This is a genomic window from Actinomadura sediminis (assembly GCF_042675525.1).
In the GTDB taxonomy this organism is placed as follows: domain Bacteria; phylum Actinomycetota; class Actinomycetes; order Streptosporangiales; family Streptosporangiaceae; genus Spirillospora; species Spirillospora sediminis.
Genome location: NZ_JBHTJA010000007.1, coordinates 63880 through 89641 on the forward strand (window position 1 = coordinate 63880; position 25762 = coordinate 89641).

Below are 25762 nucleotides of genomic sequence, written 5' to 3' on the forward strand. Positions count from 1 at the left end.
CGTCGGTCTCCGGCAGCACCGCACACGGGAAGAGCAGGACGAACGATGACGACCGCCCACGGCGACCACCGCGACCCCGAGCGCAGCCTGAAGCTGCTGTGGGAGGACCGCGCCCGGCCGCCCCGCGGACGCCCGCCCGCGCTCACCCTCGACGCGATCGTCGCCGCCGCCGTCGAGACCGCCGACGAACTCTCCCGCACCGAGGGGCTCGAGGGGCTCACGATGCGCGCCATCGCCACCCGCCTCGGCGTCGGCACGATGTCGCTCTACCGGTACGTCCCGGGCAAGGGCGAACTCCTCGACCTCATGCTCGACCGCGTCATCGCCGACTACGTCCCCGAGGAGGAGGACGGCGACCGCGGCTGGCGCGAGGTGCTCGAGGCCGAGGCCCGATGCCAGTGGCGGATGTGCATGGACCACCCGTGGTACCCGTTCGTGGACCAGAGCCGTCCGATCCTCGGGCCCAACTCGATGCAGAGCCTCGACCGCATCCTCGGCCTGCTCCGGCGCGACGGCGGCGACGACCGGTCACTGATGATGATGGTCGGCGTGCAGAGCGACTACGTGATGGGCGTGGCGCGCAGCTACATCAACGAGCGCCGCGCCGTGGAGCGGACCGGCCTGAGCGGCGACGACTTCTGGGCCGCGCAGGCGCCGACCCTGGAGCAGGCGCTCCTCAGCGGCCGCTTCCCGACCATGGCCGCCCTCGCCGAGAACACCTTCGACTGGTCCTACGAGCAGCTCTTCGAGTTCGGCCTGAACCGCCTGCACGACGGCTTCGCGTCCTACTTCGAGGAGCGCACGGCCTGACCGCGGCGCATCCCCCGGGCCCGGCCCCGGAGCGTGCGCCGCTCAAGCGGGCCGCCCCCGCGGCGCCGCGGGGGCGCCCGGTTCGGCGCGGGCGTACCTGTCGCGGTACGCGGACGGGGCGAGGCCGGTGTGGCGGCGCATCTGCACGCGCAGGTTCGCGGACGTCCCGAGGCCGCTCGCGCGCGCGACCGCGTCCAGCCCCGGCTCGCCGCGCTCGATGAGGCGGCACGCGAGGGCGACGCGCTCCGCGGTGAGCCAGGCGAGCGGGGTCGTGCCCAGCTCGGCCCGGAAGCGGCGGTGCAGGGTCGCCGGGCTGACCGCCGCGCGCGCCGCCAGCCCCGCGACGGTGAGCGGCCGGTCGAGGCGCTCGCGCGCCCACGCGAGGACGGGCGCGAGCGACGCGTCCGGGACGTCCGGGAGCGCGCGCTCGACGAACTGGCGCTGGCCGCCGTCGCGGTGCCCGGCGAACACCAGCCGGCGGCTCACCGCGTTGGCGATCTCCGCGCCGTGGTCGCGGCGGACCACGTGCAGGCACAGGTCGAGGGCGGCGGCGCTGCCCGCGGACGTCAGCACGTCGCCGTCGTCGACGAACAGGACGTCCGGCTCGAGGCGCACGTCCGGGAAGCGCGCGCGGAACGCCTCGGCCCAGCGCCAGTGGGCGGTGGCGCGGCGGCCGTCGAGGACCCCCGCGGCGGCGAGGACGAACGCGCCGGTGCACAGGCCGACGAGGCGCGCGCCGCGGTCGGCGGCCCGCCGGACGGCCGCGAGCACGGCCGGCGCGGGATCGGCCCCCGGGTCGGGCCGGTTCGGGACGATCACGGTGTCCGCGCGGTCCGCGGCGTCCAGGTCCGGAACGCCGGACATCGTGAAGAACTCCTCGTGCATCACCGCCCGGCCGCCGGGGGCGCAGAGCGTGAAGTCGTACCACGGCCGGTCCAGCTCGGGACGGCGCAGGCCGAACAGCTCGGTGACCACGCCCAGCTCGAACGGGTTCGACCCGGCGTCGACGATCATCGCCACGCGATGCGAGGATCCTTGCGGCATGTGCCATTTCTAGCACTGACGCCGGCGTCCGGCCGAACGGCAGGGTGATCGCATGAACGACCGACCGATCGACCTGCACGCCGCGCTCCGCACCTTCGACGACCTGTGGAGCCCCCGCATCGTCACGCGCGTGAACGACCACGACGTCCGCATCGCCAAGGTCCACGGCGACCACGTCTGGCACGCGCACGACGACACCGACGAGTTCTTCCTCGTCCTCGACGGCGAACTCTCGATCGCCCTGCGCGAGCCGGGCGCCGAACGCACGGTGGTCCTGCCGACGGGCGCGGTGTTCGTCGTCCCGCGCGGCGTCGAGCACCGCCCGTCCGCGCCCGGCGGAGCCTCGATCCTGCTGTTCGAACCGTCCGGCACCCTCAGCGTCGGCGACCGCCACGACGACCTGCCCGACCACGTCGACGCCACCACCGGCCACGCCCTCCCCGCGTCCACGAGCTGACCCGCCCCGGACCCCCGCCCGACCGCGCTCCGCCCCGCCCGCACGGGCACGCCGACCAGGGGGGTGCGGACGCGCTCCCCGCCGGCCGCGAGTTCGTCGATCACCGCCCGGCCACCACGCGCCGACACCGCGCGCGACGCGCCCGCCGGGGCCCGTGCCACAGCGGCCGGGCGATGGGGCCGGGCGAACCCGCCCGTACCCGGCGGCCCGGGCCGCCTCCGGCGGCGGGTCCTTTGCCGGGGCGGCCCGGCGTGCGACGCTGCGGTCGTGGTGGTCCTGGACGTTCTCGCGGTCGCGGCGCTCGCCGGGTGGGTGTACCTCGCCGCAGGTCACGGCGGATTCTGGCGGACCGGGCCGGAGCCCCCGGAAGGGGACGAACCGGACGGGTGGCCGGACGTCGTGGCGGTGGTGCCCGCGCGCGACGAGGCGGCGATCCTCCCGGAGACCCTGCCGACCCTGCTCACGCAGGCGTACCCCGGCCGGTTCCGCGTGGTGCTCGTCGACGACGGGAGCGGCGACGGGACGGCGGACACGGCGCGGCGGCTCGGCGCGGGGGCGGCGGTGCGCCTGGACGTCGTCCGGGCCGCGGAACGCCCGGACGGCTGGGCGGGCAAGGTGTGGGCGATGCGGGAGGGCGTCCGCGCGGCGGGCGGACCGGAGTTCGTCCTGTTCACCGACGCCGACATCGCCTACGCGCCCGGCACCGTCGAACGGCTCGTCCGCGCCGCCGCCGGGGACGGCCGCGACCTGGTGTCGCGGATGGCGACGCTCGGCACCCGCACGCCGTGGGAGCGGGCGCTCGTCCCGGCGTTCGTGTACTTCTTCGCGCTGCTGTACCCGTTCCGCCGCGTCGGCCGTCCCGGGGCGCGGACGGCCGCCGCCGCGGGCGGCTGCATGCTGGTGCGCCGGGCGGTGCTGGAGCGCGCGGGCGGGCTCGCCGCGATCCGCGGCGCGCTCATCGACGACGTCGCCCTCGGGCGGCTGATCAAGCGGGCGGGCGGCCGGTGCCGGCTCGACCTGGACCACGACGTGGTCAGCCGGCGACGGTACCCGCGCCCGGCCGACCTGTGGGCCATGGTCGCGCGCAGCGCCTACGACCAGCTCCGCTACTCCCCCGCGCTGCTCGCGGGCACGGTGCTGGGCCTGCTGCTGCTGTTCGCGGTCCCGCCCGCCGCCGCGGCGGCCGGGGTCCTCGCGGGCGACCCGGCGGCGATCGTCCTCGGGTCCGCCGCCTGGGCGGTCATGGCGGGCACGTACGCGCCGATGCTGCGCCACCACGGGCTCTCGCCGCTGCGGGCCCCGGCCCTCCCGCTGGTGGCGCTGGCGTACGCGGCCATGACCGTCGACTCGGCGCGCCGGCACCACACCGGCCGCGGCGGCGTCTGGAAGGGACGCGTCGCCGTCAGGACGCGGTGAGCATCGCGATCGCGGTGTCGATCACGTCGCGCTGCGCGGTCAGCGGGGTGCCCGGCGGGCGGCGGACCGCGCTCCACCACAGGCCGTCGAGCAGGACGAGGATCAGTTCGGCCAGCTCGTCCGGGGGCCGGGCGGCCGGGAGCTCACCCGCCTCCTGGGCCAGCGCGATGGCGGTGCGCAGGTTCGCGCGGGCCTCGGCGTCGAGCTCGTTGAGCGCGTCGGCGAACGCGGGGCGGACGGCGGCCTCGGCGTGGAACGCCGCCCAGATCCGGGCCTCGGCGAGGCGGCCCTCGTCGGCCGGCAGGTACCCGAGCATCGCCCGGCGCAGCTCCTCCGGGAACGACCGGCCGCCCGGCGCGGCCCGGATCGCCGCCAGCCGCTCCCGCGCGGCCTCCGCCGCCTGCTCGAACGCGAACCGCAGCATCTCGTCCTTCGTCTGGAAGTAGCGCTGCACCGCGCCGAGCGAGAATCCCGCCTCGGTCGCGACCGTCCGCATGCTGACGCCGTCCAGCCCTTCCCGCGCGGCGATGCGGAACAGGGCGTCCGCGACGACGCGGCGGCGGGCCTGCTTGTCCACCGTCCTCGGCACGTCCCCATTCTGCCGCACCTAAGGAGCGGCAATTCCGGCCGCCGCGGGCGGGCCGGCGAATTCGGCCGCCGGGCGGCGGAGATCGCCGCGCGTTCGCGCCGAACGGGCAGGTCGTCCCCGTTGAAGCCGATCAACGTATGGGCGGCCCGATAATGGCCGATGGAGGTCGGGGAACGCTCCGCGCACGCCGTTGTGGGAGCCGCCCCGCCCGCGCGTCCCTTTCCGGCTCCCCGGTTCCGGGTTTTCGGATATTGCGGACCGCGCCGTTCCCGGCGGCGCCGGATTGTATGTTGACGGCCCCGACGATGGGGGTCTTTCGTGCGTGGAGCGATCGGGTCGCGGGCCGTTCTCGCGGGGACCGGCGTGCTCGTGCCGGGAGTCGGCGGGCTCTTCTTCGCGCGGGGCCTCGACGACGCGGACGAACTGGGCGGCGCGCCGGCCGCGATCGCCGGTGGCCGGGATCCTGCTGGTCACCGTCCTGCGTCACTGCACGCGTCCACCGGGGGCACTTGCGGGCGGCACCGTCCGTTTCGCAGAGCGGGCGGTGACGGCCGGACGCCGCCGCCCGACCGGTGATCAGAGGGTGGAGGAACGTGGACGAACTCGCGCGGAACGCCGTGAACACGTGGGGCGACGCCGGAAGGCGGTGGCTGGACGACCTGCCGCGGCTGGTGAAGGAGGTCGCGCGCGACTGGAGCCTGGACGTCGGGGACACGTTCGTCCTGAGCTACCACTGGGTGGCGGCCGTCCGCCGGGTGGACGGGACGGCGGCGGTGCTGAAGCTCGGGCCGACCGGTCCGGGGCACCTGGCGCACGAGGCCGCCGCGCTCGAGGCGTTCGGCGGGCGCGGCGCGGTGCGGCTGCTCGCGTACGACGCGGAGCGCGGGGCGCTGCTGCTGGAGCGGGCCGAGCCGGGGACGATGCTGCGGGACCTGGTGCCGGCGCGCGACGGCGACGCGACGGCCGCGCTCGTCGAGGTCATGCGGCGCCTGCACCGGCCCGCGCCGCCGGACTGCGGCCTCCCGGCGGTCGAGGAGGAGGGCGCCGCGTTCGCCGAGCATCTGCACCGGTACCCCGGGGACGATCCGCTGCCGCGGGACCTGGTGGAGCGGGCCGGGCGGCTGTTCGGCGAACTGTGCGCGGACTCGGACGAACGGTTCGTCCTGCACGGTGACCTGCACCACGACAACGTCCTGCGGGGCGGCCGGGAGCCGTGGCTGGCGATCGACCCGCACGGTCTGGTGGGCGACCGCGGCTACGAGATCGGGCCCGTGCTCTACAACCCCGACCCCTGGGAGCGGGACGGACGGCTGGTCGACCTCGTGCCCGCGCGGGTCGAGCGGCTCGCGGACGGGCTCGGGATGCCGCTGGACCGGGCCGTGGCGTGGGGTTTCGCGTCGTGCGTGCTGTCGGAGGTGTGGGAGGCGCAGGGCGGCGAGCCGCGCGGCCGGGCGCTGGACGTGGCGCGCCTGCTGCTGCCGCGCCTGTCCTGAACGGGAGGCGCGCCATCGTGCGGGGACGCGCGCGAGCCGGCGGCCCGGGCCGTAGGCCGCCGGGCAGGCGCCGCGGTCACCAGCGTTGGCGGGCCTCCTCCGCCCAGCCGGTGAGGCCGTCGAGGTCGATCCATGCGCCGTCGTCGGTGCGGGCGCGTCCGGTGAACGTGCCGAAGCACTGGTGGGTCTCGCCGCCGACGACGACGAGTTCGGTCTTCGAGACCCTCTCGTGGAACGGGTGGAACTCGGCCTGGACGCGCGGACCGGTGATCGTCCAGGGACGGAGCCGGTCGGTGCGGTCGCAGGTCCAGTCGAGCTCGTCGTCGATCTTGTGCAAGCGCCCGTTCACGAACAGGGCGTTCTCGGTCAGGCCGGTGCCGTCGGTCCACTGGCCGCCGAGCTGCAGGGCGAGGCCGGGCGCGGCGGCCGCCGCCCAGTTCCACGTCATCCGGTACGGCCACTTGCCGCGCCCGTGGTCGAGGACGGCGAACGCGTCGTCCGCCTTCACCTCGACGGTGCCGGACGGGAGCCGCAGCGTGCCGTGGACCGGGCGGCCCACGTCCTTCACCGTGTACTGGAACCGCTTCGCGGTCCACGGGATGACGACGCCGAGCGACTCGTGCCCGTCCGGCACCGGCACCTTCAGGTCGAGGTCGACGCCGATCGCGGGCGCGCGGGCCCGCAGGCGGGTGCCGTCCGGTTCCTCGCGGGTGCCGACCGCGACGCCGCCGCCGCGAACGGACGCGGTGCCCGCGCCGCTGCGGTCCGGGAACGACGCGCCGCGCGCGAACGGGACGACCGCGTCGCGGTTCAGCTCCTCGCCGGTCTCCCTGTCGAGGACGTACACGCCGTGGACGCCCGCGTAGTCGAGCGACGACGCGACGAGCCCGACGATGTGGCGGGGCGTGACGATCCCCCAGTACTCCCACCGCTTGGCGCGGCCCCAGCCGCGCAGGTTCGCGCGGTGCAGCGGGCGGCGCGTCCAGCCGACGGCGGCGGGGTTCAGCCGCCCGTCCGGCAGGCAGAGGTCGACGGGCCGGACGATCTCTCGCTCGCGCATCCACCGAGGATATCGGCGGTTCACCAGGCACAGCCGCCCGATCGACACGCACGCGATTCAACGGGCACTGGCGAGAAATCTCGGTCCTTCAGGCTTCACAGCGGGAAGAACCGATACTTCGTGACGAAGACAAGATGTACAGGCAGGTCGAATACAACGCTACGGCCTCGTCTGACCTCGGGGTCTGGATCCCACCTCGGTGACATGGGCAAGACGCTAGCCTGACGCCGTGAAGCTCGTGGTACAGGTGAAGCTGTGCCCGGACGAGACCGCTGCGGCGGCTCTCCGGGAGACGCTGCACACCTGCAACCGGGCCGCCAACCACGCTTCCCGGCGCGCATTCGCCACCGGCATCAAGTCGAAGACGGGCCTGCAGCGCCTGGTGTACGGGGAGCTGAAGGGCATGGGCCTGTCAGCCCAGCCGGCCATCCACGTCGCACGCAAGACCGCCGCCGCCTACGCCACCCTGAAGGAGAACCTGAAAGCCGGGAACTACGGGCCGGTGGGGTCGGGGCGGCGCAGGACGGTGGAGGGCAAACCGGTCCGGTTCCGTAAGGACGCCGCGCAGCCGTTCGACGACCGGTCGCTGTCCTGGCGGCTCGACGCCGGAACCGTCTCGATCTGGACGGTGCACGGCCGCTCGACCGGCATTCCGTTCCAGTGCTCGCCCGCACAGCTCAAGCTCCTCACCGGGTACCGCAAGGGCGAGTCCGACCTGGTGCTGCGGGGCGCGAACTGGTACCTGTACGCCACCTGCGACATCCCCGACCCCGACATCACCGACCCGGCCGGTGGTTTCCTCGGCGTAGACCTGGGGATCGTCAACATCGCCACCACCAGCGACGGCACCGTCCACGCCGGCAGACACCTCAACCAAGTCCGGCACCGCAACCGCCGCCTGCGCAGCAAACTCCAGAAGAGGGGCACCAAATCCGCCAGACGCCGCCTGCGGCACCTGGCCGGTCGCGAAGCACGATTCGCAGCCGATACCAACCATCGCATCTCCAAGCAGATCGTGGCCGAGGCTCAACGCACCTGTCGCGGCATCGCCCTGGAAGACCTGGGCGGCATCCGCGAGAGGGTCCGGCTCAAAAAGCCCCAGCGGGCCGCACTGCACACGTGGAGCTTCGCCCAGCTCGGCGCGTTCATCGCCTACAAGGCGCGCCGGGCCGGGGTGGCGGTGGTGCGCGTCGACCCCCGCAACACCTCCCGGGGATGCTCGGTGTGCGGTCATATCGACAAGAGCAACCGCCCCGACCAGGCGGCGTTCAGGTGCACGTCGTGCGGCTTCGCTGAGCACGCCGACGTGAACGCAGCCCGCAACATCGCCGCGCGCGGTGCGGCGGGCTGGGCAGTGAGTCACGCTGCCGACGACGCGGCCTGACCCACCACACCCAGTGGTGGCGAGGAGCCGCAAGCTCGGCCCGTCAAGGCCGAGCGGGTGACCAAGTCCATACCTTGATCAGAGTTTTTCTGGTGCCGCGCGCGCTCATCTCACAGTGGTGATCACTGATTCGTCCTGGAACGCCGAGGAGCACGACCGGGCGCTGGCCGGGCTCGCGGCGCGGGAGAACTTCCCGGTGGCGGCGCGGCTGCTGCCCCGGCGGCACCGGGCCGACCTGCTGGCGGTGTACGGGTTCGCCCGGCTCGTCGACGACATCGGGGACGAGGCGCCGGAGGAGCAGCGGGGCAAGCTGCTGCAACTGGTGGACGACGATCTCGACCGCGTGTACGCGGGCGTCGCGCCGGAGCTGCCGCAGCTGCGCAGGCTGGCGCGGACCGTGCACGCGCGGTCGGTCCCGCAGGACCCGTTCCGCCGGCTCGTCCAGGCGAACCGGCAGGACCAGGCCGTCCACCGGTACGAGACGTGGGACGAGCTGGTCGCGTACTGCCGGCTCTCGGCGGACCCGGTGGGGCGGATCGTCCTGCACGTGTTCGGCGCGGACGGCCGGGGGCTGGAGGAGGCGTCCGACCGGGTCTGCACGGCGCTGCAGGTCATCGAGCACTGCCAGGACGTCGGGGAGGACTTCCGGCGCGGGCGGGTGTACCTGCCCGCGGCGGATCTGCGGCGGTTCGGCTGCACGGACGACGACCTGGGGCGGGCGAGGACGCCGACACGGCTGCGGGGCGTCGTGGCGCTGGAGGCGGCGCGGGCCCGCGACCTGCTGGACCGGGGGGCGCCGCCGCTGATGGCGGGCCTGCGGGGGTGGGCGCGGTTCGCCGTGGCGGGATACGTGGCCGGGGGGCGCGCGGCGCTCACCGGGTTGGCGCGGGGCCGTTACGACGTGCTGGCGCACGCGTCGCGTCCGGGCCGGGCCGCACTGTTGGCCGGCTGGTCGGCCGGTTGGGCACGCGCATTGGAGAGGGGTGAGCGATGACGGTCTCGGAGGCGTGCGAGCGGTCCGAGCGGGTGGTGGAGGCGTATCGGCACTGCGAGCGGGTGGTGCGTGAGGAGGCCCGCAACTTCGGCTACGGGATCCGGCTGATGCCCGTCCCGAAGCGGCGGGCGATGAGCGCCGTCTACGCGTTCGCGCGGGGGGTCGACGACATCGGGGACGGGCCGGAGCCGGCGTGCGTCCGGCTCGACCTGCTGGACCGGTCGCGGGGCCGGATCGCGGCGGTGCGGGACGTCCTGCAGGGACGGGCGGACGCGACGGCGCTGGAGGGGCATCCGGTGCTGACGGCGCTCGCGGACGCGGCGGCCCGCTACCCGATCCCGCTGGAGGCGTTCGACGAGCTGATCGACGGGTGCGAGAGCGACGTGCGGGGCGCGGACTACGAGACGTTCGACGATCTGCTGCGGTACTGCCGCCAGGTGGCGGGGACGGTCGGCCGGCTGTCGCTCGCGATCTTCGGGTCGCAGGGACGGCTGCGCGCGGAGGCGCTCGCGGACTCCCTCGGCATCGCCTTACAGCTCACGAACATCCTGCGGGACCTGCGCGAGGACCGGCTCGCGGGGCGCATCTACATACCGACCGAGGACCTCAAGCGGTTCGACTGCACGCTCGATCTGGACGACTCGGGCATGTTCGTCGACCCGCCGTGGCGGCTGAACGAGCTGGTGACGTTCCAGGCGGAGCGCGCGCGGACCTGGTACGCGGAGGGGCTGCGGCTGCTTCCGCTGCTGGACCGCCGCAGCGCCGCCTGCACCGCCGCCATGGCCGGCATCTACCGGCGGCTGCTGGAGAACATCGCGGCGCGGCCCGCGATCGCGCTGAACACCAGGGCGTCCCTGCCGACGTGGCAGAAGGCGGTCGTGGCGGCGCGCGCACTGACGGGGGTGGAGCGGTGAGCGTGGTGATCGTGGGCGGCGGCCTCGCCGGCATCAGTGCCGCGATCGCGCTGCGGGAAGCGGGCGTCCCGGTGACGCTGCTGGAGGCGCGCCCGTGGCTGGGCGGCGCGACGCACTCGTTCGAGCGCGGCGAGCTGAGCGTCGACAACGGGCAGCACGTGTTCCTGCGCTGCTGCACCGCGTACCAGGGGCTCCTGCAGCGGCTCGGCGCCGACCATCTCGTGGACGTCCAGGACCGGTTCGACGTGACGGTGCTGCGGCCCGGCGCGGCCGCGGCGCGGCTGACGCGGTCGCGGCTGCCCGGCCCGCTGCATCTGCTGCCCGCGCTGGCGGGCTACTCCCATCTGACGCCCGGCGAGCGGCTGCGGGCGATGCGCGCGGCGGCGGCGCTGCGGCGGCTCGACCCGCAGGACGCGCGGCTCGACCGGATCGCGGCCGGGCCGTGGCTGGCGTCGCGGGGGCAGGATCGGTGGGCGCGCGAGGCGCTGTGGGGCCTGTTCATCACGGCGTCGCTCAACGCGGAGGTGGACGACGCCGCGCTCGGGCTGTCGGCGCTGGTGTGCCGCCGGGCGCTGTTCGGCCGCGCGGACGCCGCCGACATCGGCGTCCCGGTCGTCCCGCTGGAGGAGCTGCACGGCGGCCCGGCGCTGCGCCGCATCGCGGAGATGGGCGGCACGGTCCGGCTGAAGGCGAAGGTCGAGGCGGTCACCGCCGACCCGAAGGTGGTGGTGGACGGCGTCCCCATCGCGGCGGACGCGGTGATCGTCGCGGTGCCGCACGACGCGGCGGCGAAGGTGCTGCCGGCGGAGGCGCTGCCGGACCCGCCGCGGTGGCGGGAGCTGGACTCGAGCCCGATCGTCAACGTGCACGTCGTCTACGACCGTCCGGTCATGGGCGAGCCGTTCGCCGCGGCGGTGGGCTCGCCGGTCCAGTGGATCTTCGACCGGACGGGGGTGAGCGGGCTGCGGGACGGCCAGTACCTGGCGATCTCGCTGTCGGCCGCCGACCGCTGGATCGACCGGCCGACCGCGGAGCTGCGCGACCGGTTCGTCCCGGAGCTCGCGCGGCTGCTGCCCGCTGCCCGGGACGCCCGGGTGCGGGAGCTGTTCGTGACGCGGGAGCGGCGCGCGACGTTCCGGCAGCGTCCCGGCAGCGGGGCGGTGCGCCCGGCGGCCGCGACGAAGGCGCCGGGACTGTTCCTGGCCGGCGCGTGGACCGACACGGGCTGGCCCGACACGATGGAGGGAGCAGTGCGCAGCGGCCTGACCGCCGCTCGGCTGGTCCGCCGCCACCTGGAGGGGGTGAGGGACCGGTGACGACCGTTCCGGTCTCGATGACCGATGTCCGGGGGCTGGTCGACGGGGCGCTGCGCGCCGCGGTCGGCCGCCTCGACCCGCGCACCTACCGGGTCGCGGCGTACCACCTCGGCTGGGCCGACGCGGAGGGGCATCCGCGGGCGGCCCCGGCGGGCAAGGCGCTGCGGCCCGCGCTGGCGCTGCTGTCGGCGCGGGCGGCGGGCGCGCCGCAGGAGAGCGCGCTTCCGGGCGCGGTCGCGGTGGAGCTCACGCACGCGTTCTCGCTGCTGCACGACGACATCATGGACGGCGACCGGACCCGGCGGCACCGGCCCGCGGCGTGGGCGGTGTTCGGCGAGGCCGACGCGATCCTCGCGGGCGACGCGCTGCTGTCGCTGGCCGGGGAGGTGCTGCTGGAGGCGCCCGGGCAGGGCTCGGGACGCGCGGCGCGCTCCCTCGCGACGGCGACGCGGCGGCTCATCGGCGGGCAGGCCCGCGACCTGGAGTTCGAGTCGCGGCGCAGCATCGGCCTGGACGAGTGCGTCGCGATGGCCTCGGACAAGACGGCCGCGCTGCTGGCGTGCTCGTGCGCGATCGGCGCCGTCCTCGACGGGGCGCCGGAGCCGCTGTGCACCGCGCTCGCCGAGTTCGGCTCCGACCTCGGGGTCGCGTTCCAGCTCGTCGACGACCTGCTCGGCATCTGGGGCGACCCGAAGGTCACCGGCAAGCCCGCCCTGTCGGACCTGCGGTCGCGCAAGCTGTCGCTGCCGGTCGTGGCCGCGCTGAACGCCGGGACGGCGCACTCCGAGCGGCTCGCGGAACTGTACGCGGCGCCGCCCGGGGCCGGCGGCGCCGACGAGGACGCCGCGCGCGACGCGGCCCGGGACGTCGCCGAGGACGCCGCCGACGCGGAGCACGCCCGGCTGGAGGAGATGGCGCGGCTCGTCGAGGCGGCGGGCGGCCGGGCCTGGGCCGAGGCGGAGGCGGGCCGCCGCGTCGAGCGCGCCGGGGCGCGGATCGCGTCGGCGGGACTGCCCGCCGCGGTCCGCGAGGAGTTCCTGCACATCGCCGACTTCGTCACAGGACGGGATCACTGATGACGACGACAGAACCGACCGGGAGCACCGGAACGGCACCGAAACCGACGACGAGACCGACGACGAAGCCCCGCCCGGCGCCCGAGACGGCGCCCGAGGCCGCGGCGCGGACGCCCGCCGAGGCGCTCGCCGCGGCCCGCGAGCACCTGCTCGCCCTGCAGTCCCCCGAGGGCTGGTGGAAGGGCGAGCTCCAGACGAACGTCACGATGGACGCCGAGGACCTGCTGCTGCGCGAGTTCCTCGGCGTCCGCACCGCGGACGACACCCGGGAGGCGGCCCGCTGGATCCGCTCGCAGCAGGCGGCGGACGGCACGTGGTCGACCTTCCACGGCGGCCCGTCCGACCTGTCCACCACCGTCGAGGCGTACGTGGCGCTGCGCCTCGCTGGGGACGCCCCCGACGAGCCGCACATGGCGCGTGCGTCCGCCTATGTCAGGGCGCGGGGCGGGGTGCCCGAGACGCGGGTGTTCACGCGGTTCTGGCTGGCGATGTTCGGCGAATGGTCGTGGGGCGACCTGCCGGTGCTGCCGCCGGAGATGATGTTCCTGCCGCGCTGGTTCCCGCTGAACGTGTACGACTTCGCGTGTTGGGCGCGGCAGACGATCGTCCCGCTGACGGTCGTGGGGTCGCTGCGTCCCGTCCGGCCGCTGCCGTTCGGCCTGCCGGAGCTGCGGGCCGGACGCGCCGCGCGTCCGTCCGGGCGGCGCGGGCTGCCGGGCTGGGACGAGGCGTTCCGCGCGCTCGACCGGACGCTGCACGTGTACGAGCGGCGTCCCGTCCGGGGGCTGCGGGAGGCGGCGCTGCGCCGCGCCGCCGAGTGGATCATCGCGCGGCAGGAGGCGGACGGCTGCTGGGGCGGCATCCAGCCGCCGTGGGTGTACTCGCTGATCGCGCTGCACCTGCTCGGCTACCGCAACGACCATCCGATCATGAAGCGGGGCCTGGAGGGCCTGGAGCGGTTCACGATCCGCGATGGGAAGGGCCGCCGCCTCGAAGCGTGCCAGTCCCCCGTCTGGGACACGGTCCTGGCGATGAACGCGCTCGCCGACGCGGGCGTCCCCGGCGACGACCCGGCGCAGCGGCGCGCCGCCGCGTGGGTGCTCGGCGAGGAGATCCACGGCCCCGGCGACTGGTCGGTGCGGCGCCCGGGCCTGCCGCCCGGCGGGTGGGCGTTCGAGTTCGACAACGACGTCTACCCCGACACCGACGACACCGCCGAGGCGGTCCTCGCGCTCGACCGCGTCGGCCATCCGGACGCCGAGCCCGCGATCGAACGGGCCGTCCGCTGGATGGCCGGGATGGCGTCGAAGGACGGCGGGTTCGCCGCCTTCGACGCCGACAACACCCGCGAACTGTGCCGGCGGCTGCCGTTCTGCGACTTCGGCGAGGTCATCGACCCGCCGTCCGCCGACGTCACCGCGCACGTCGTCGAGGCCCTCGCCCGGCGCGGCATGGCCGACTCGCGCACCGCGAAGCGGGCGGTCGTGTGGCTGCTGAAGGCGCAGGAACGGGACGGCTCGTGGTTCGGCCGCTGGGGCGCCAACCACGTGTACGGGACGGGCGCGGTGGTGCCCGCGCTGATCGCGGCGGGCGTCCGGCCGGAGAAACCGGCGATCCGCCGGGCCGTCCGGTGGCTGGAGCGCCACCAGCGGGCCGACGGCGGCTGGGGCGAGGACCTGCGCTCCTACGACGACCCCGGGTGGATCGGGCGCGGCGCCTCGACGCCGTCGCAGACCGCGTGGGCGCTGCTGGCCCTGCTCGCCGCCGGCGAGCGCGGCCCGGCCGTCGACCGCGGCGTCCGCTGGCTCGTCGAGCACCAGCGGCCGGACGGCACGTGGGACGAGGACCACTTCACCGGCACCGGCTTCCCCGGCGACTTCTACATCAACTACCACCTGTACCGGCTGGTGTTCCCCGTCAGCGCGCTCGGCCGGTACGTCCTGGAGACCTGAGAACATGGGCATGCCACTGCGCCAGAGCCTGCGCGTCGGCGGATACGTCCTCAAGAACAAGCTCGCCCGGCGGGACAAGTTCCCGCTGCTGCTCGAACTGGAGCCGCTGTTCGCCTGCAACCTCGCGTGCGCCGGCTGCGGCAAGATCCAGCACCCGGCGGACGTCCTCAAGCAGCGGATGCCGGTCGAGCAGGCCCTGGCCGCCGTCCGCGAGTGCGGGGCGCCGATGGTGTCGATCGCGGGCGGCGAACCGCTCATGCACCCGAAGATCGGCGAAATGGTCGGCGAGCTGATCCGGATGCGGCGGTACGTGTTCCTGTGCACGAACGCCGCGCTCATCCCGCGGAAGATCGACCGGTTCGAGCCGTCGCCGTACTTCGCGTGGGCCGTGCACATCGACGGGCTCCGCGAGCGGCACGACGCGTCCGTCTGCAAGGAGGGCGTGTTCGACGAGGCCGTCGCCGCGATCAAGATGTGCAAGGAGCGCGGGTTCCGGGTGACGACGAACACGACCGTCTTCAACACCGACACCCCGCAGAGCGTCATCGAGGTGCTGAACTACCTCAACGACGACCTGAAGGTCGACCAGATGATGATCTCGCCCGCCTACGCGTACGAGAAGGCGCCGGACCAGGACCACTTCCTCGGCGTCCAGGAGACCCGGTCGCTGTTCAAGAAGGCGTTCGCGAACGGCAACCGGAAGCGGTGGCGGTTCAACCACTCGCCGCTGTTCCTCGACTTCCTCGAGGGGAAGGTCGACTTCCCGTGCACGGCGTGGGCGATCCCGTCGTACTCGCTCAAGGGCTGGCAGCGTCCCTGCTACCTGATGGACGACGGGTACGCCGAGACCTACCGGGAGCTGATCGAGGACACCGACTGGGACGCCTACGGCCGGGGCCGCGACCCGCGCTGCGCGAACTGCATGGCGCACTGCGGCTACGAGCCGACGTCGGTGTTCGCGACGATGGGCTCGCTGAAGGAGTCGCTGCGCGCCATGCGCGCCGTGTGACGCGCCCGAGACCCGAGCCCCGCCCGGACGGACGTCCGGGCGGGGCTCGGGCGTTCACGTGCACGGCATGGGGTCACGGCATGGGTTCGCCCCCCGGGGGCGTTGGTCACGCGGCGGGGTCCGGCCGCCCGTCCGGGGCGGGTTCCGGGGCTGGTTCGGTTTCCGGGGCGGGCGCGCCGGTGAGCGGGGCGGCGGTGCGGAGTTCGTCGATGACGGCGCCGATCGCGGCGGTGAGGGCGTCGGCGTCGTCGGCCAGGCCGGGGTCGAGCGAGACGCCGAAGCACAGCTCGCGGGAGACGCCGAGGGCGGCGACGGCGAGCGGCGCGCCGGGCGCGAGCGGGACGACCGGGTAGACGGCGGTGAGCGGGGCGCCGGCCAGGCGCAGCGGGCCGCCCGGCCCCGGCAGGCTCGACACGATGCCCTGCAGGAACCGCTCGCTGTAGGCGGCGCGGGCGAACCGGGCGTGCAGCGGCACCGGCATGAGCCGTCCGACCTGGCGCATCACGAACCACGCGGCCAGCGCGCGGGTGCCCGACCGCAGCACCTTGCAGCGGCGGGCGATGTCGGCGAGCCGCGCGGTCTCGGGCATCGCGCCGATCGGCAGATCGACCATGACGGCGCTGGTGTGGTTGCCCTCCATCGCGCCGCCGGGCGCCCGCATCATCAGCGGGACGGCGACGCGGCACGTGCCGCGCCCGTCCGCGCCGGGACGGGCGGCGCGGTGCAGGCCGCCCGCGACCGCGCACAGCACCACGTCCGTCACCCGGACGCCGTGCCGGCGGGACACGTCCCGGACGACGTCGAGCGGCACGTGCAGGGTGCCGAAGCGGCGTTCGGGGGTGCCGGCGGCGGGCAGCCGGGCGGGCGGGGCGACGTCGAGCGCGAGCTGCCCGAGGCCGACCGCGGTGCCGGCGGCCGCGGCGAGGGCCGTCCGGACCCGGCCGCGCCGGGGCCCGGCGGGCGGGGGATCCTGCGGCGGCTCCATCAGCGCGACGGCCTGCGCGACGACGCCGATGCCGTCCGCGACGACGTGGTGCATGAGGAACACGACGGCGGTGCGGCCCGGTTCGGCGCCGCGCACCAGCAGCATCCGCCACAGCGGCCGGTCGCGGGGGAACGGCTCGGCCTGGACCCGGGCGATCACCTCGCGGAGCCCGTCCATGCCGGTGACGTGGTGCTCGGCGACGTGCCAGTCCCAGTCGACGGCCGGATGGTCGCGCCAGACGGGCCGCCGCCAGCGGCCCGCGCCGTGCGGCCGCTGCCGGAACCGGGGCAGCCGGTCCATCCGCTCGGCGACGAGCCGGATCAGGTCGGCGCGGTGCAGCGGTTCCCGGGACGTGTCCAGCATGATCACGCCGCCGGTGTGCTGCGGGGCCCGCTCGGTCTCGACGGCGAGGAAGAACGCGTCCGGCGCCCGGACGCGCTCGGGCGACGGGCGCGCGAACCGTTCGGCCGCGTACACCGACACGGCCACGAGCGGGACGGCCGCGAGCGCGTCCACCAGGAAGTGGTTCGCGGTCGCCATGATGACGTACCCGGTCACGACGATGTGGACGGTGTTGATCGCCTGCACCGACCGGTGCGCCTTCACGCGCGCGAGTTCGACGCCGACCCACAGCGTCCACGCCATGTGCAGGGACGGCAGCGCGGCGAACCGGTCGGCGTGCTCGACCAGCGGCGAGCCCCACGACCCCCAGGTGCCGCCGAGCCGGACGGTGTCGACGAAGCCGAGGTCGGGCATCAGCCGGGGCGGCATCACCGGGTACAGCGCGAAGCACGCGAGCGCGATGACGTTGAGGAGGACGAACGCGGTGCGGGCCGTCCGGTACCGGTCGGGGTGGCGGACGAACAGCCAGACGAGCAGCGCGAGGGCGCTCGCGACGTAGGTGATCGCGTACTCGTAGTTGGCCAGGACCCGCAGGACGGACTGGTCGGCGAGCCATTCGTTGAGGGCGAGCTCCACGTCGAGGTGCAGCGCCCGCTCCAGCTCGTACAGCGTCTCCCCGTGTGCGCGCGCGAGCCGCGCCCGGGGCGCTTCGGGCAGCATCGCCACGAGCAGGTACAGCGCGAACAGCGCGAGTCCCAGCAGCACCTCGCCGACGGCGTGGGCGCGGGCGGCGTTCCCGTCCCGGGTCAGGACCGCGTCGCGCGCCGTCACGGCTTCGTGTGTCCCCATCGTCCCCCCACAACCCGCCTGTTACCCAGGTTTCCCGAGGTCAGACGGCCGCGCCCGGAATCGGGGATCTTGTCGGCAGACGCCCGGACGGACGTCCGCGCCCCGGTCCGACCGGAAATCTCCGGGAACATTCTGGCCGTACCGTACGTCAACGATATATCGTTGTCGTATCGCGAGAGCTCAAAGAGAGATCTCAGAAGGCGGTGAAGAACATGCGTCACATGCACGGAGGTCCGTGGGGCGGGGGCGGCGTGCCGGGCTTCGGCCCGCTGTTCGGCGGCGGACCCGGCTCCGGCCCGTGGGGCCCGCCCGGCTTCGGACCCGGCGGTCCCGGCCCGCGCCCGCCGTGGGCGCACGGCCGGCGCGGCGGCCCGTGGGGCCGCGGGCCCAAGGCCCGCAAGGGCGACGTCCGCGCGGCGATCCTCGCGCTGCTCGCCGAGGAGCCCCGCAACGGCTACCAGATCATCCAGGAGATCGCCGAGCGCAGCGAGCACGCGTGGCGGCCCAGCCCCGGCGCGGTCTACCCGGCCCTGCAGCAGCTCGCCGACGAGGGGCTGATCGCCGCCGAGGAGACCGGCGGCCGCCGCGTCCACCGGCTCACCGACGCGGGCCGCGCCCACGTCGAGGAGCACGCCGACGAACTGCGCGAGCCGTGGGCGGCGATGGCCCCGGACGTCGGCGCGGGCGTCCCCGAACTGTTCGAGCAGGCCGCGCGGACGGGAGCCGCGGTCGTGCAGATCGTCCACTCGGGGGGACCCGAGCAGCTCGACCGGGCGCGGGACGTCCTGTCGCGGGCGCGCCGCGACCTGTACCGGATCCTCGCCGACGACGCCCCGGGGCCGGACACCGCGGAGGAGGCACCGTGAACGGCGAACCGCGCACCGGCGAACCCCGCACCGGCGAACCGCGCACCGGCGAACTGCGCGTCGGCGAACTGCGCGTCGGCGACACCGAGCGGGACGCGGTCGTGGTCGCGCTGCACGACCACTTCGCCGCGGGACGGCTGGACCGCGGGGAGCTCGACGAGCGCATGGACGCCGCGCTGGCCGCGAAGACGCGCGGCGACCTGCGCGCGCTCGTCCGGGACCTGCCCCCGCCGCACGGCCTCCCCGAGGCCGCGAAGCCCCGTCCCGCGCCCGTCCCGGCGCCCGTCCCCGGGCAGGGGCCGTGGGGCCACCGCGGGCCGGTGCACGCGGGCCCGTACCGCCCGCACCGGCACGGGCCGCCGTCCCCGGCGTTCCCGCTGCTGCTCGGCGTGTTCCTCGTCCTGACGTTCACGGCCGGCGCGGGCACCGGCCTCCTCGCCGCCCTCGGCGTCGCGATGGTGGTGTGGCTCGCGCGGGCGGCCCGCGTCGCCGCGGCCCTCCGGCGCTAGCGTCCGCCTCCGGCGTCAGGCGGCCGGGAGGCGGGTGCAGGGGGCCGGGACGGCGTCGCGCAGCGCCCGCAGCCCCAGTTCGACGGTCGGGTTGCCGCGCGCGCCGCGGCGGACGCAGGTCAGCAGGCGGCGCCGCGGCACCGCGTCGCCGGCCAGCGGCACCCGGACGGCGCCGTCCCCCGGCCCGCCCACCAGCCGCGGGACGAGCGACACCCCGAGCCCCGCGGCCACCATCGCCCAGATCACCGACCAGGTGGTCGTGACGTGCTCGACGCGCGGCGCGAACCCGGCGGCGGCGCAGTAGGCGAGCAGCCGGTCGTGGTGGTCGCAGCTCTCGCGCTCGACGCTGATCCACGGTTCGGCCGCGGCGTCCTCCAGCCGCGCGGTCCCCCGGGCGGCGAGCGGATGGCCCGCCGGGACGATCAGGTCCATCGGCTCCTCGAGCAGCGGCTCCCGGTCGAAGCGGGCGTCACCGGGCGGGGGCGCGGCGGCGGACGGCTCGATGACGGCGATGTCGGTGTCGTTCGCGGCCAGCAGGGCGACCGCCTCCGCGGTGTCGCACTCGTGGATCCGGACCGGCAGGTCCGGGTGCTCGCGGCGCAGCCGTCCGGCGGCCGGGGCGATCAGCCCGCTGACGGCCGTCGTGAACCCGGACATGCGCAGCGGCCCGGCGGCGCCCGTCCGGTGCGCCTCGAGGTCGGCGACCGTCTCCTCCCAGCGGGCGAGGAGCGCGTCGGCGTGCCCGATGAGGACGAGCGCGGCCGGGGTCAGCCGGACGCGGCGGCCCTGCGGCTCCAGCAGCGGCACCTTCAGCTCGCGGCCCAGTTCGCGCAGGTGGTGGGAGACCGCGGACGGGGTCAGGTGCATCGCCTCGGCCGCGGACGTGACCGTCCCGTACTGGTGGACGAGCCGCAGCATGTGCAGGCGCCGAAGGTCGATCATGCAACCATGTTGCACGGTCGAGTGGGGAAATGTGAAATGGACGGCAACGATCGGGGGTGGGCAGACTGCGGGCATGACCCAGTGCAGCACGGAACAGCGCCCCACGATCGTCTCCCGGCACCTCACCAGCGACGGCCTCGTCGTCTGGACGCGCTGCGCATGCGGGCGCCTGCGCATGGACCTGGTGCCGGACGGGCCCGGCGGCTCGCGCCTCACCGCCGGGCCCTGCCCGCACGTCCCGTCCTAGCGGAGGGCGGCGGCTTCGGCGGCGAGCCCGCGGATCGCGTCCCAGTCGCCGGACCGGACGGCGTCGGCCGGGGTCAGCCACGTCCCGCCGACGCAGCCGACGTTCGGCAGCGCCAGGTAGTCGGCGGCGTTGCCCGGCTTCACCCCGCCGGTCGGGCAGAACCGGACCTGCGGCAGCGGCCCGTTCAGCGCCTTCAGGTACGGGATGCCGCCGGCGGGCTCGGCCGGGAAGAACTTCATCGCGGTGACGCCGGCCTCGAGCAGCGCGACCGCCTCCGACGCGGTCGCCGCGCCCGGCAGGAACGGCAGGCCGGTCGCGGCCATCGCGGTCTGGAGCCGCTCGGTGCAGCCCGGGCTGACCAGGAACCTCGCCCCGGCGGCCGCCGCACGCTCGGCGTCGTCCGGGCGGACGACCGTCCCGGCGCCGACGACCGCGTCCGGCACCTCGGCCGCGATCCGCGTGATCGCCTCGATCGCGACCGGCGTCCGCAGCGTCACCTCGATCGCCGGGAGGCCGCCCTCGACGAGCGCGCGCGCCAGCGGCACGGCGGCGTCGGCGTCGTCCAGGACGACGACGGGGACGACGGGCGCGAGGTCGAACAGGTCTTCGGCGTTCAAGCGGTCTCCAAGGGTCGTGCGGGTTCGGGGGCGGTCTGCGCGAGGCGCATGGCGGCGCCGAGCAGCCCCGGGCCGGTGTGGACGATCAGTGCCGTCGGGATCGCGCGCAGGTATCCCTCGACGGGAGGCTTCCCCTCGAACCGGGCACGGAACGCGCTGTCCCGCAGGACGTCGGCGATGCGCGGCAGGATCCCGCCGCCGAGGTAGACGCCGCCCGTCGCGCCGATCGTCAGCGCGACGTTGCCGGCGAGCGAGCCGAGCAGCTCGCAGAACATCGCGAGGGTCTGCGCGCAGCGGGCGTCCGCCTTGCGCTCCACGATCTGCGCGGGCGTGACCGGCTCGGGCCGGACCCCGTCGATGATCGCCAGGTAGCGGTGGATGCGGGCGAGCCCGTCCCCGGACAGCAGGTACTCGGCGGTCGCGGCGCCGCGCTCGGCGCGCAGCAGCCGGACGACCTCGATCTCCCGATCGGTCCCGGCGGGCGCGTCGACCTGGCCGCCCTCCCCCGGCAGCGGCAGCCAGCCGCCGCCCGGCGCCGGGACGAGCCCGCCGACGCCGAGGCCGGTGCCGGGCCCCACGACCGCGAGGGGCCCGTCCGCCGCCGGGTACCGGTCGCCGACCGGGACCAGGTCGTCGGCGGCCAGCCGGGGCAGCGACATCGCGAGGCCCGCGAAGTCGTTGACGATCTCCAGGTGCGGCAGGCCGAGGCGCTCGCGCACGTCCTCCGGGGTGCCGACGGGCCAGCCCGCGTTCGTCAGGTGGAACGTCCCGCCGGTGACGGGGCCCGCCACCGCCAGGCACGCGGCGGACGGCCGGACGCCCGGGGCGTGCCGGGACAGGTACGCCCCCGCGGCGTCGGCGAGGTCGGCGTGCTCGCGGGTCGGCAGCGCGCGGACCTCGCGGGGGACGCCGTCCGGACCGTCCACGAGCGCGAACCGCGCGTTCGTCCCGCCGATGTCGCCGACGAGCCAGGGCGCGGTCATCCGAACACCCCCGCGCCGCGCTCCGCCGGGCCGACCGCCGCGCGGAAGGCCGCGAACAGCTCGCGTCCGGTGCCCGACCACCGGCCGGGGTCGGGCACGCCCCCCTCCGGCTCCCGCGCGGCGAACTCCTCGTCGGGCACCAGCACCTCGAGCAGGCCCTTGTCGGCGTCGAGCCGGACGACGTCGCCGTCGCGGACGCGCGCGAGCGGGCCGCCGGCGGCCGCCTCGGGCGACGCGTGGATCGCCGCGGGCACGGCCCCGGACGCGCCCGACAGCCGCCCGTCCGTCACCAGCGCGACCTTGTGGCCGCGGTCCTGCAGGACGCCGAGCGGCGTGATCAGCCGGTGCAGCTCGGGCATCCCGTCGGCGCGCGGGCCCTGCAGCCGGACGACCGCGACGACGTCCCGGTCGAGCTCCCCGGCGGCGAACGCGTCCTGCAGTCCCTCCTGGGAGTCGAAGACCCGCGCGGGGGCCTCGACCGCCCGGTGCTCGGGCTTGACCGCCGACACCTTGACCACCGCGCGGCCCAGGTTGCCGCGGACCGTCCGCAGGCCGCCGTGCGTGTCGAACGGCTCCGCGACGGGACGCAGCACGGCCGGGTCGCCCGTGGCGGCCGGGCCGTCCTCCCAGACGACGCGGCCGCCGTCGAGCCTCGGCACCTTCCGGTACTCGGCGAGGGTCGCGCCGCCGACCGTCCGGGCGTCCTCGTGCAGCAGCCCGGCGTCGATCAGCTCCCCGATCAGGAACGCGGTGCCGCCCGCCGCGTGGAAGTGGTTGATGTCGGCCGTGCCGGACGGGTACAGCTGCGTGAGCATCGGCGTGACCTGCGACAGCTCGTCGAAGTCGTCCCAGGTCAGCTCGATGCCCGCGGCGGCGGCCATCGCGGGCAGGTGCAGCGTGTGGTTCGTGGACCCGCCGGTCGCGAGCAGCGCGACGATCGCGTTGGCGAACGCGCGCTCGTCCAGCATCTCGCCGACCGGGGTGTACTCGGCGGCGAGGTCGGTGATCTGCAGGACCCGGCGTCCGGCCGCGGCGGTGAGCCCCTCGCGCAGGTCCGTGCCCGGCGGGACGAAGCTCGCGCCCGGCAGGTGCAGGCCCATGACCTCCATGAGCAGCTGGTTGGAGTTCGCGGTGCCGTAGAAGGTGCAGGTGCCGGGCGAGTGGTAGGACGCGGCCTCGGCGGCGAGCAGCTCGTCGCGTCCGATCTCCCCGGCGGCGTAGCGCTTGCGGACCTTCGCCTTCTCCGCGTTCGGCAGCCCCGAGGCCATCGGCCCGGCCGGGACCAGGATCGCCGGCAGGTGCCCGAACGACAGCGCCCCGATCACCAGCCCGGGGACGATCTTGTCGCAGACCCCGAGCAGCAGCATCCCGTCGAACATGTCGTGCGAGAGCGCCACCGCCGTCGCCATCGCCACCACGTCCCGGCTGAACAGCGACAGCTCCATGCCCGCGCGGCCCTGCGTGATGCCGTCGCACATCGCCGGGACCCCGCCCGCGAACTGCGCGGTGCCGCCCGCCCGGCGGATCGCGGCCTTCAGGACGTCCGGGTAGTCCTTGAGCGGCTGGTGCGCCGACAGCATGTCGTTGTAGGACGACACGATCGCGATGTTCGGCGTGACGTTGCCGCGCAGCCACAGCTTGTCCTGGACGCCGCAGGCCGCGAAGCCGTGCGCGAGGTTCGCGCACCCCATGCCGCCGCGCGCCGGCCCCTCCGTCCGGGCGTCGCGGATGCGGCTCAGGTACTCCTCGCGGCGGTCGGCGCTCCGCTCCGCGATGCGCCGCGTCACCTCTGCCAGCACGGGATGCACAGCCATTCGATGCTCCAGACGAGGGGGGATGTCCGTTCGGCAAACTACCGAGACATATGCTGTCCGCACAACCCACTTAGGAAGTCCGACTTACAAAAGCCTCGAAGGTTTCACCAAGTGGACGCACTGAAGTCCCGCGTGCTTGACTGACCGGATGCCCGTCACCCCGGCCACGACCGGCGACGTGCTCCGCCTCATCCGCGAGCACGGCGTCGACACCCGCGCGGACCTCGCGCGCCTCACCGGCCTGTCGCGTCCCACCGTGGCGTCCCGCGTCGCCGAGCTCATCGGCCGCGGCCTCGTGGTCGAACGCGCCGACGGGCCGTCCACCGGCGGCCGTCCCCCCGCCCGCCTGCGGTTCCACGCGGCCGGCGGCGCCGTGCTGGTCGCCAACCTCGGCCAGTCCCGCGGGCAGCTCGCCGTCTGCGACCTCGCCGGGACGATCCTCGCCCGCGCCGACGGGCCCCCGGCCGACGTCTCCCCCGACGCCACCATCCCGACCCTGCTCGACCTGTGGTCCGGGCTCCTCGAGAACGCGGGCGTCCCCGCGGGCGCCGTCCGCGGCATCGGCCTCGGCGTCCCGGACGCCGTCGAGCACGTCGCGGGCCGCTGGGACGCCGTCGAGATCGGCCCCCGCGTCCGCACCCGGTTCGACGTCCCCGCCTACCTCGACAACGAGGTCAACGCGGCCGCGCTCGGCGAGCACCAGGCCCACCCGGGCGTGGACGACCTGCTGTTCGTGAAGATCTCCACCGGAATCGGCGCCGCGATCATCGCGGGCGGCGCCATCCAGCGCGGCGCCCTCGGCGCGGCCGGGGAGATCGGCCACGTGCCCGTCCCGGCCGAGACCGAGCACCCGTGCCGCTGCGGCAACGTCAACTGCGTCGAGGCGATCGCGGGCGGCGCCGCGCTGCTCGCCCGCTCGTCCGCCGCCGACCTGCCCGCCCTCGCCGCGCTCGCCCGCGCCGGCGACCCCGCCACCGTCGCCCTGCTGCGCGACGCGGGCCGCCGCATCGGCGAGGTCGTCGCCACCGCCGTCAACCTGCTGAACCCCGCGGTGGTCGTGCTCGGCGGCGACCTCGTCGGCGCGGACGAGCCGCTCATCGCGGGCCTGCGCGAGATCGTCTACCGCCGCGCCACGGCCCTGGCCACCCGCAGCCTGCGCATCGAGCCGGCCCGCCTCGGCGAGACCGCCGGCCTCACCGGCTGCGCCGCGATGGTCCTCACCAAGATCCTCTCCCCCACCGCCGTCGACACCGGTTAGGGGCGCCGCCCCGGACACCCCGGTCCCGGCCGGGAGGCTTCGCCGAGTTCGTCGACGACCGAGCTCGCAGACACTAGCCTGATCAAGACAAGTCAACACGGGGTCAGGGGCGGTGCATGAACTCGTTCTTCCCGGCGGTGCCGTCCGGTTCCGGCACCGCCGAGACACAACGCGGTGGCGAGGTCACCGGGCGCTCGGCGTCCGGCGTCCACCGACCGGGCGAGTTGTCGCTCGCCGAAGGGGCCACGCGCACGGACCACTGGGCGGCGATCGGCGTCCGCACCCGGCAGCGCCTCGCCGAACTCTCCGGCACCGCCATCGAGTGGTTCGCCAACACCGACGCCTCGAGCGGCGACGGCCGCGGCTACGCCGTCACCTTCGGGGAGGCGGGCCTTTCGATCGCCGAACCCCGGGTGAACACCGAACACCGGCCCGTCTACGCGATCTCGTCCTTCCTGTTCGCGCCGGGCTCCCTCCGGCACGTCCCGCTGGAGCACCGCCCGGCGGCCCGCGCGGCAGGGCCGTCCTCCCCCGGGGCCGCGCCCCCTGACCTGGGCCTGTCACGCCGGGCCCGCGAGGTGCTCGGCAACCTGCCCGCCCGGGCGCAGGAACTTCTCCAGGCGCCCTTCGTCACAGGCCAGTCGATCCTGCGCAACGACTGGTATTACGAGGGCTTCGAGCACCGCCTGGACGTCTTCGTCTTCTACCTCGCCGGCGCAAAGGACGTGACCGTCGCCACCGGCTCGATGATCGTCCCGGCGGGGCATTCCACCGCCACCGCGCACTGGACGCTCACCTGCTACCGGGCTTCGGTGGCACGAAGGATCGGCCGCTGA

24 protein-coding genes are annotated in these 25762 nt (G+C 75.2%); 16 read left to right on the plus strand and 8 right to left on the minus strand.

The features are described 5' to 3' along the window. Positions 1 to 45: 45 nt before the first annotated feature. Positions 46 to 810 (plus strand): TetR/AcrR family transcriptional regulator, encoded by a 765-nt coding sequence (locus ACFQ11_RS06280; protein WP_378296904.1) that lies wholly within the window; start codon positions 46 to 48, stop codon positions 808 to 810. Positions 811 to 852: 42 nt separating this feature from the next. Here ACFQ11_RS06280 and ACFQ11_RS06285 read toward each other — a convergent pair whose 3' ends face one another. After that, on the minus strand, positions 853 to 1830 hold the full coding sequence (locus ACFQ11_RS06285) for a GlxA family transcriptional regulator (protein WP_378296905.1): 978 nt from the start codon (positions 1828 to 1830) through the stop codon (positions 853 to 855). A 76-nt stretch (positions 1831 to 1906) separates the two neighbouring features. On the opposite strand from ACFQ11_RS06285, the gene ACFQ11_RS06290 reads away from it, so the two are divergent. Next, entirely contained in the window at positions 1907 to 2311 is a 405-nt protein-coding gene (locus ACFQ11_RS06290; RefSeq protein WP_378296906.1) for a cupin domain-containing protein, read from the plus strand. A 267-nt stretch (positions 2312 to 2578) separates the two neighbouring features. Then, entirely contained in the window at positions 2579 to 3727 is a 1149-nt protein-coding gene (locus ACFQ11_RS06295) for a glycosyltransferase (RefSeq protein ID WP_378296907.1), read from the plus strand. Here ACFQ11_RS06295 and ACFQ11_RS06300 read toward each other — a convergent pair. Beyond that, positions 3714 to 4316, minus strand: coding sequence for a TetR/AcrR family transcriptional regulator (locus ACFQ11_RS06300; protein WP_378296908.1), 603 nt, complete (start codon positions 4314 to 4316; stop codon positions 3714 to 3716). The genes ACFQ11_RS06295 and ACFQ11_RS06300 overlap by 14 nt on opposite strands. 593 nt (positions 4317 to 4909) lie before the next feature. Here ACFQ11_RS06300 and ACFQ11_RS06305 point away from each other — a divergent pair. Next, complete coding sequence (locus ACFQ11_RS06305) at positions 4910 to 5809, plus strand: aminoglycoside phosphotransferase family protein (RefSeq protein WP_378296909.1); 900 nt, start codon at positions 4910 to 4912, stop codon at positions 5807 to 5809. Between the two features lie 76 nt (positions 5810 to 5885). On the opposite strand, the gene ACFQ11_RS06310 is transcribed toward ACFQ11_RS06305, so the two are convergent. After that, positions 5886 to 6869 carry a DUF2804 domain-containing protein gene (locus tag ACFQ11_RS06310; protein WP_378296910.1) on the minus strand — a complete coding sequence of 328 codons (984 nt, stop codon included), beginning with the start codon at positions 6867 to 6869 and terminating at the stop codon, positions 5886 to 5888. A gap of 229 nt (positions 6870 to 7098) precedes the next feature. On the opposite strand from ACFQ11_RS06310, the gene ACFQ11_RS06315 reads away from it, so the two are divergent. From ACFQ11_RS06315 to hpnH, 7 genes are all read left to right on the plus strand, one after another. Then, positions 7099 to 8253, plus strand: a complete 1155-nt coding sequence (locus ACFQ11_RS06315; protein WP_378296911.1) for an RNA-guided endonuclease InsQ/TnpB family protein — start codon at positions 7099 to 7101, stop codon at positions 8251 to 8253. Between the two features lie 118 nt (positions 8254 to 8371). Continuing rightward, on the plus strand, positions 8372 to 9247 hold the full coding sequence (gene hpnC, locus ACFQ11_RS06320) for a squalene synthase HpnC (RefSeq protein WP_378296912.1): 876 nt from the start codon (positions 8372 to 8374) through the stop codon (positions 9245 to 9247). Beyond that, positions 9244 to 10161 (plus strand): presqualene diphosphate synthase HpnD, encoded by a 918-nt coding sequence (hpnD, locus tag ACFQ11_RS06325; protein WP_378296913.1) that lies wholly within the window; start codon positions 9244 to 9246, stop codon positions 10159 to 10161. The genes hpnC and hpnD overlap by 4 nt, the downstream gene beginning before the upstream one ends. Then, positions 10158 to 11477 carry a hydroxysqualene dehydroxylase HpnE gene (hpnE, locus tag ACFQ11_RS06330; RefSeq protein ID WP_378296914.1) on the plus strand — a complete coding sequence of 440 codons (1320 nt, stop codon included), beginning with the start codon at positions 10158 to 10160 and terminating at the stop codon, positions 11475 to 11477. The genes hpnD and hpnE overlap by 4 nt, the downstream gene beginning before the upstream one ends. A gap of 17 nt (positions 11478 to 11494) precedes the next feature. Next, positions 11495 to 12553, plus strand: a complete 1059-nt coding sequence (locus ACFQ11_RS06335; protein WP_378296915.1) for a polyprenyl synthetase family protein — start codon at positions 11495 to 11497, stop codon at positions 12551 to 12553. Beyond that, positions 12553 to 14505: a squalene--hopene cyclase gene (shc, locus tag ACFQ11_RS06340; RefSeq protein WP_378296916.1), complete on the plus strand. Its 1953-nt coding sequence runs from the start codon at positions 12553 to 12555 to the stop codon at positions 14503 to 14505. The genes ACFQ11_RS06335 and shc overlap by 1 nt, the downstream gene beginning before the upstream one ends. A gap of 10 nt (positions 14506 to 14515) precedes the next feature. Continuing rightward, complete coding sequence (gene hpnH / locus ACFQ11_RS06345; RefSeq protein WP_378296917.1) at positions 14516 to 15514, plus strand: adenosyl-hopene transferase HpnH; 999 nt, start codon at positions 14516 to 14518, stop codon at positions 15512 to 15514. 106 nt (positions 15515 to 15620) lie between these two features. Here the strand turns inward: hpnH and ACFQ11_RS06350 are convergent, their stop codons facing one another. After that, positions 15621 to 17690, minus strand: a complete 2070-nt coding sequence (locus ACFQ11_RS06350; protein ID WP_378296918.1) for a bifunctional phosphatase PAP2/O-acyltransferase family protein — start codon at positions 17688 to 17690, stop codon at positions 15621 to 15623. A gap of 221 nt (positions 17691 to 17911) precedes the next feature. On the opposite strand from ACFQ11_RS06350, the gene ACFQ11_RS06355 reads away from it, so the two are divergent. Beyond that, positions 17912 to 18556, plus strand: coding sequence for a PadR family transcriptional regulator (locus tag ACFQ11_RS06355; RefSeq protein ID WP_378296920.1), 645 nt, complete (start codon positions 17912 to 17914; stop codon positions 18554 to 18556). Beyond that, the gene (locus ACFQ11_RS06360; protein ID WP_378296921.1) at positions 18553 to 19065 is read left to right on the plus strand and encodes a DUF1707 SHOCT-like domain-containing protein; all 513 of its coding nucleotides are present in this window, start codon (positions 18553 to 18555) and stop codon (positions 19063 to 19065) included. Before ACFQ11_RS06355 ends, ACFQ11_RS06360 begins: the two co-directional genes overlap by 4 nt. A 15-nt stretch (positions 19066 to 19080) precedes the next feature. Here the strand turns inward: ACFQ11_RS06360 and ACFQ11_RS06365 are convergent, their stop codons facing one another. Next, positions 19081 to 20007, minus strand: a complete 927-nt coding sequence (locus tag ACFQ11_RS06365) for a LysR family transcriptional regulator (RefSeq protein ID WP_378296923.1) — start codon at positions 20005 to 20007, stop codon at positions 19081 to 19083. Between the two features lie 73 nt (positions 20008 to 20080). Here ACFQ11_RS06365 and ACFQ11_RS06370 point away from each other — a divergent pair, with 73 nt between their 5' ends. After that, positions 20081 to 20254, plus strand: coding sequence for a hypothetical protein (locus tag ACFQ11_RS06370; RefSeq protein WP_378296924.1), 174 nt, complete (start codon positions 20081 to 20083; stop codon positions 20252 to 20254). Here ACFQ11_RS06370 and eda read toward each other — a convergent pair. From eda to edd, 3 genes are read right to left on the minus strand one after another with little or no spacing between them, the layout of a single operon-like run. Beyond that, positions 20251 to 20871, minus strand: coding sequence for a bifunctional 4-hydroxy-2-oxoglutarate aldolase/2-dehydro-3-deoxy-phosphogluconate aldolase (eda, locus tag ACFQ11_RS06375; RefSeq protein ID WP_378296925.1), 621 nt, complete (start codon positions 20869 to 20871; stop codon positions 20251 to 20253). The two genes, ACFQ11_RS06370 and eda, sit on opposite strands and share 4 nt — an antisense overlap. Further along, a complete protein-coding gene (glk, locus tag ACFQ11_RS06380; RefSeq protein ID WP_378296926.1) occupies positions 20868 to 21854 on the minus strand; it encodes a glucokinase in 987 nt (328 codons plus the stop codon). Before glk ends, eda begins: the two co-directional genes overlap by 4 nt. Further along, complete coding sequence (gene edd, locus ACFQ11_RS06385; RefSeq protein WP_378296927.1) at positions 21851 to 23668, minus strand: phosphogluconate dehydratase; 1818 nt, start codon at positions 23666 to 23668, stop codon at positions 21851 to 21853. The genes glk and edd overlap by 4 nt, the downstream gene beginning before the upstream one ends. Before the next feature lie 148 nt (positions 23669 to 23816). Here edd and ACFQ11_RS06390 point away from each other — a divergent pair, with 148 nt between their 5' ends. Then, complete coding sequence (locus ACFQ11_RS06390; protein ID WP_378296928.1) at positions 23817 to 24926, plus strand: ROK family transcriptional regulator; 1110 nt, start codon at positions 23817 to 23819, stop codon at positions 24924 to 24926. 116 nt (positions 24927 to 25042) lie between these two features. Further along, the gene (locus tag ACFQ11_RS06395) at positions 25043 to 25762 is read left to right on the plus strand and encodes a hypothetical protein (RefSeq protein WP_378296929.1); all 720 of its coding nucleotides are present in this window, start codon (positions 25043 to 25045) and stop codon (positions 25760 to 25762) included.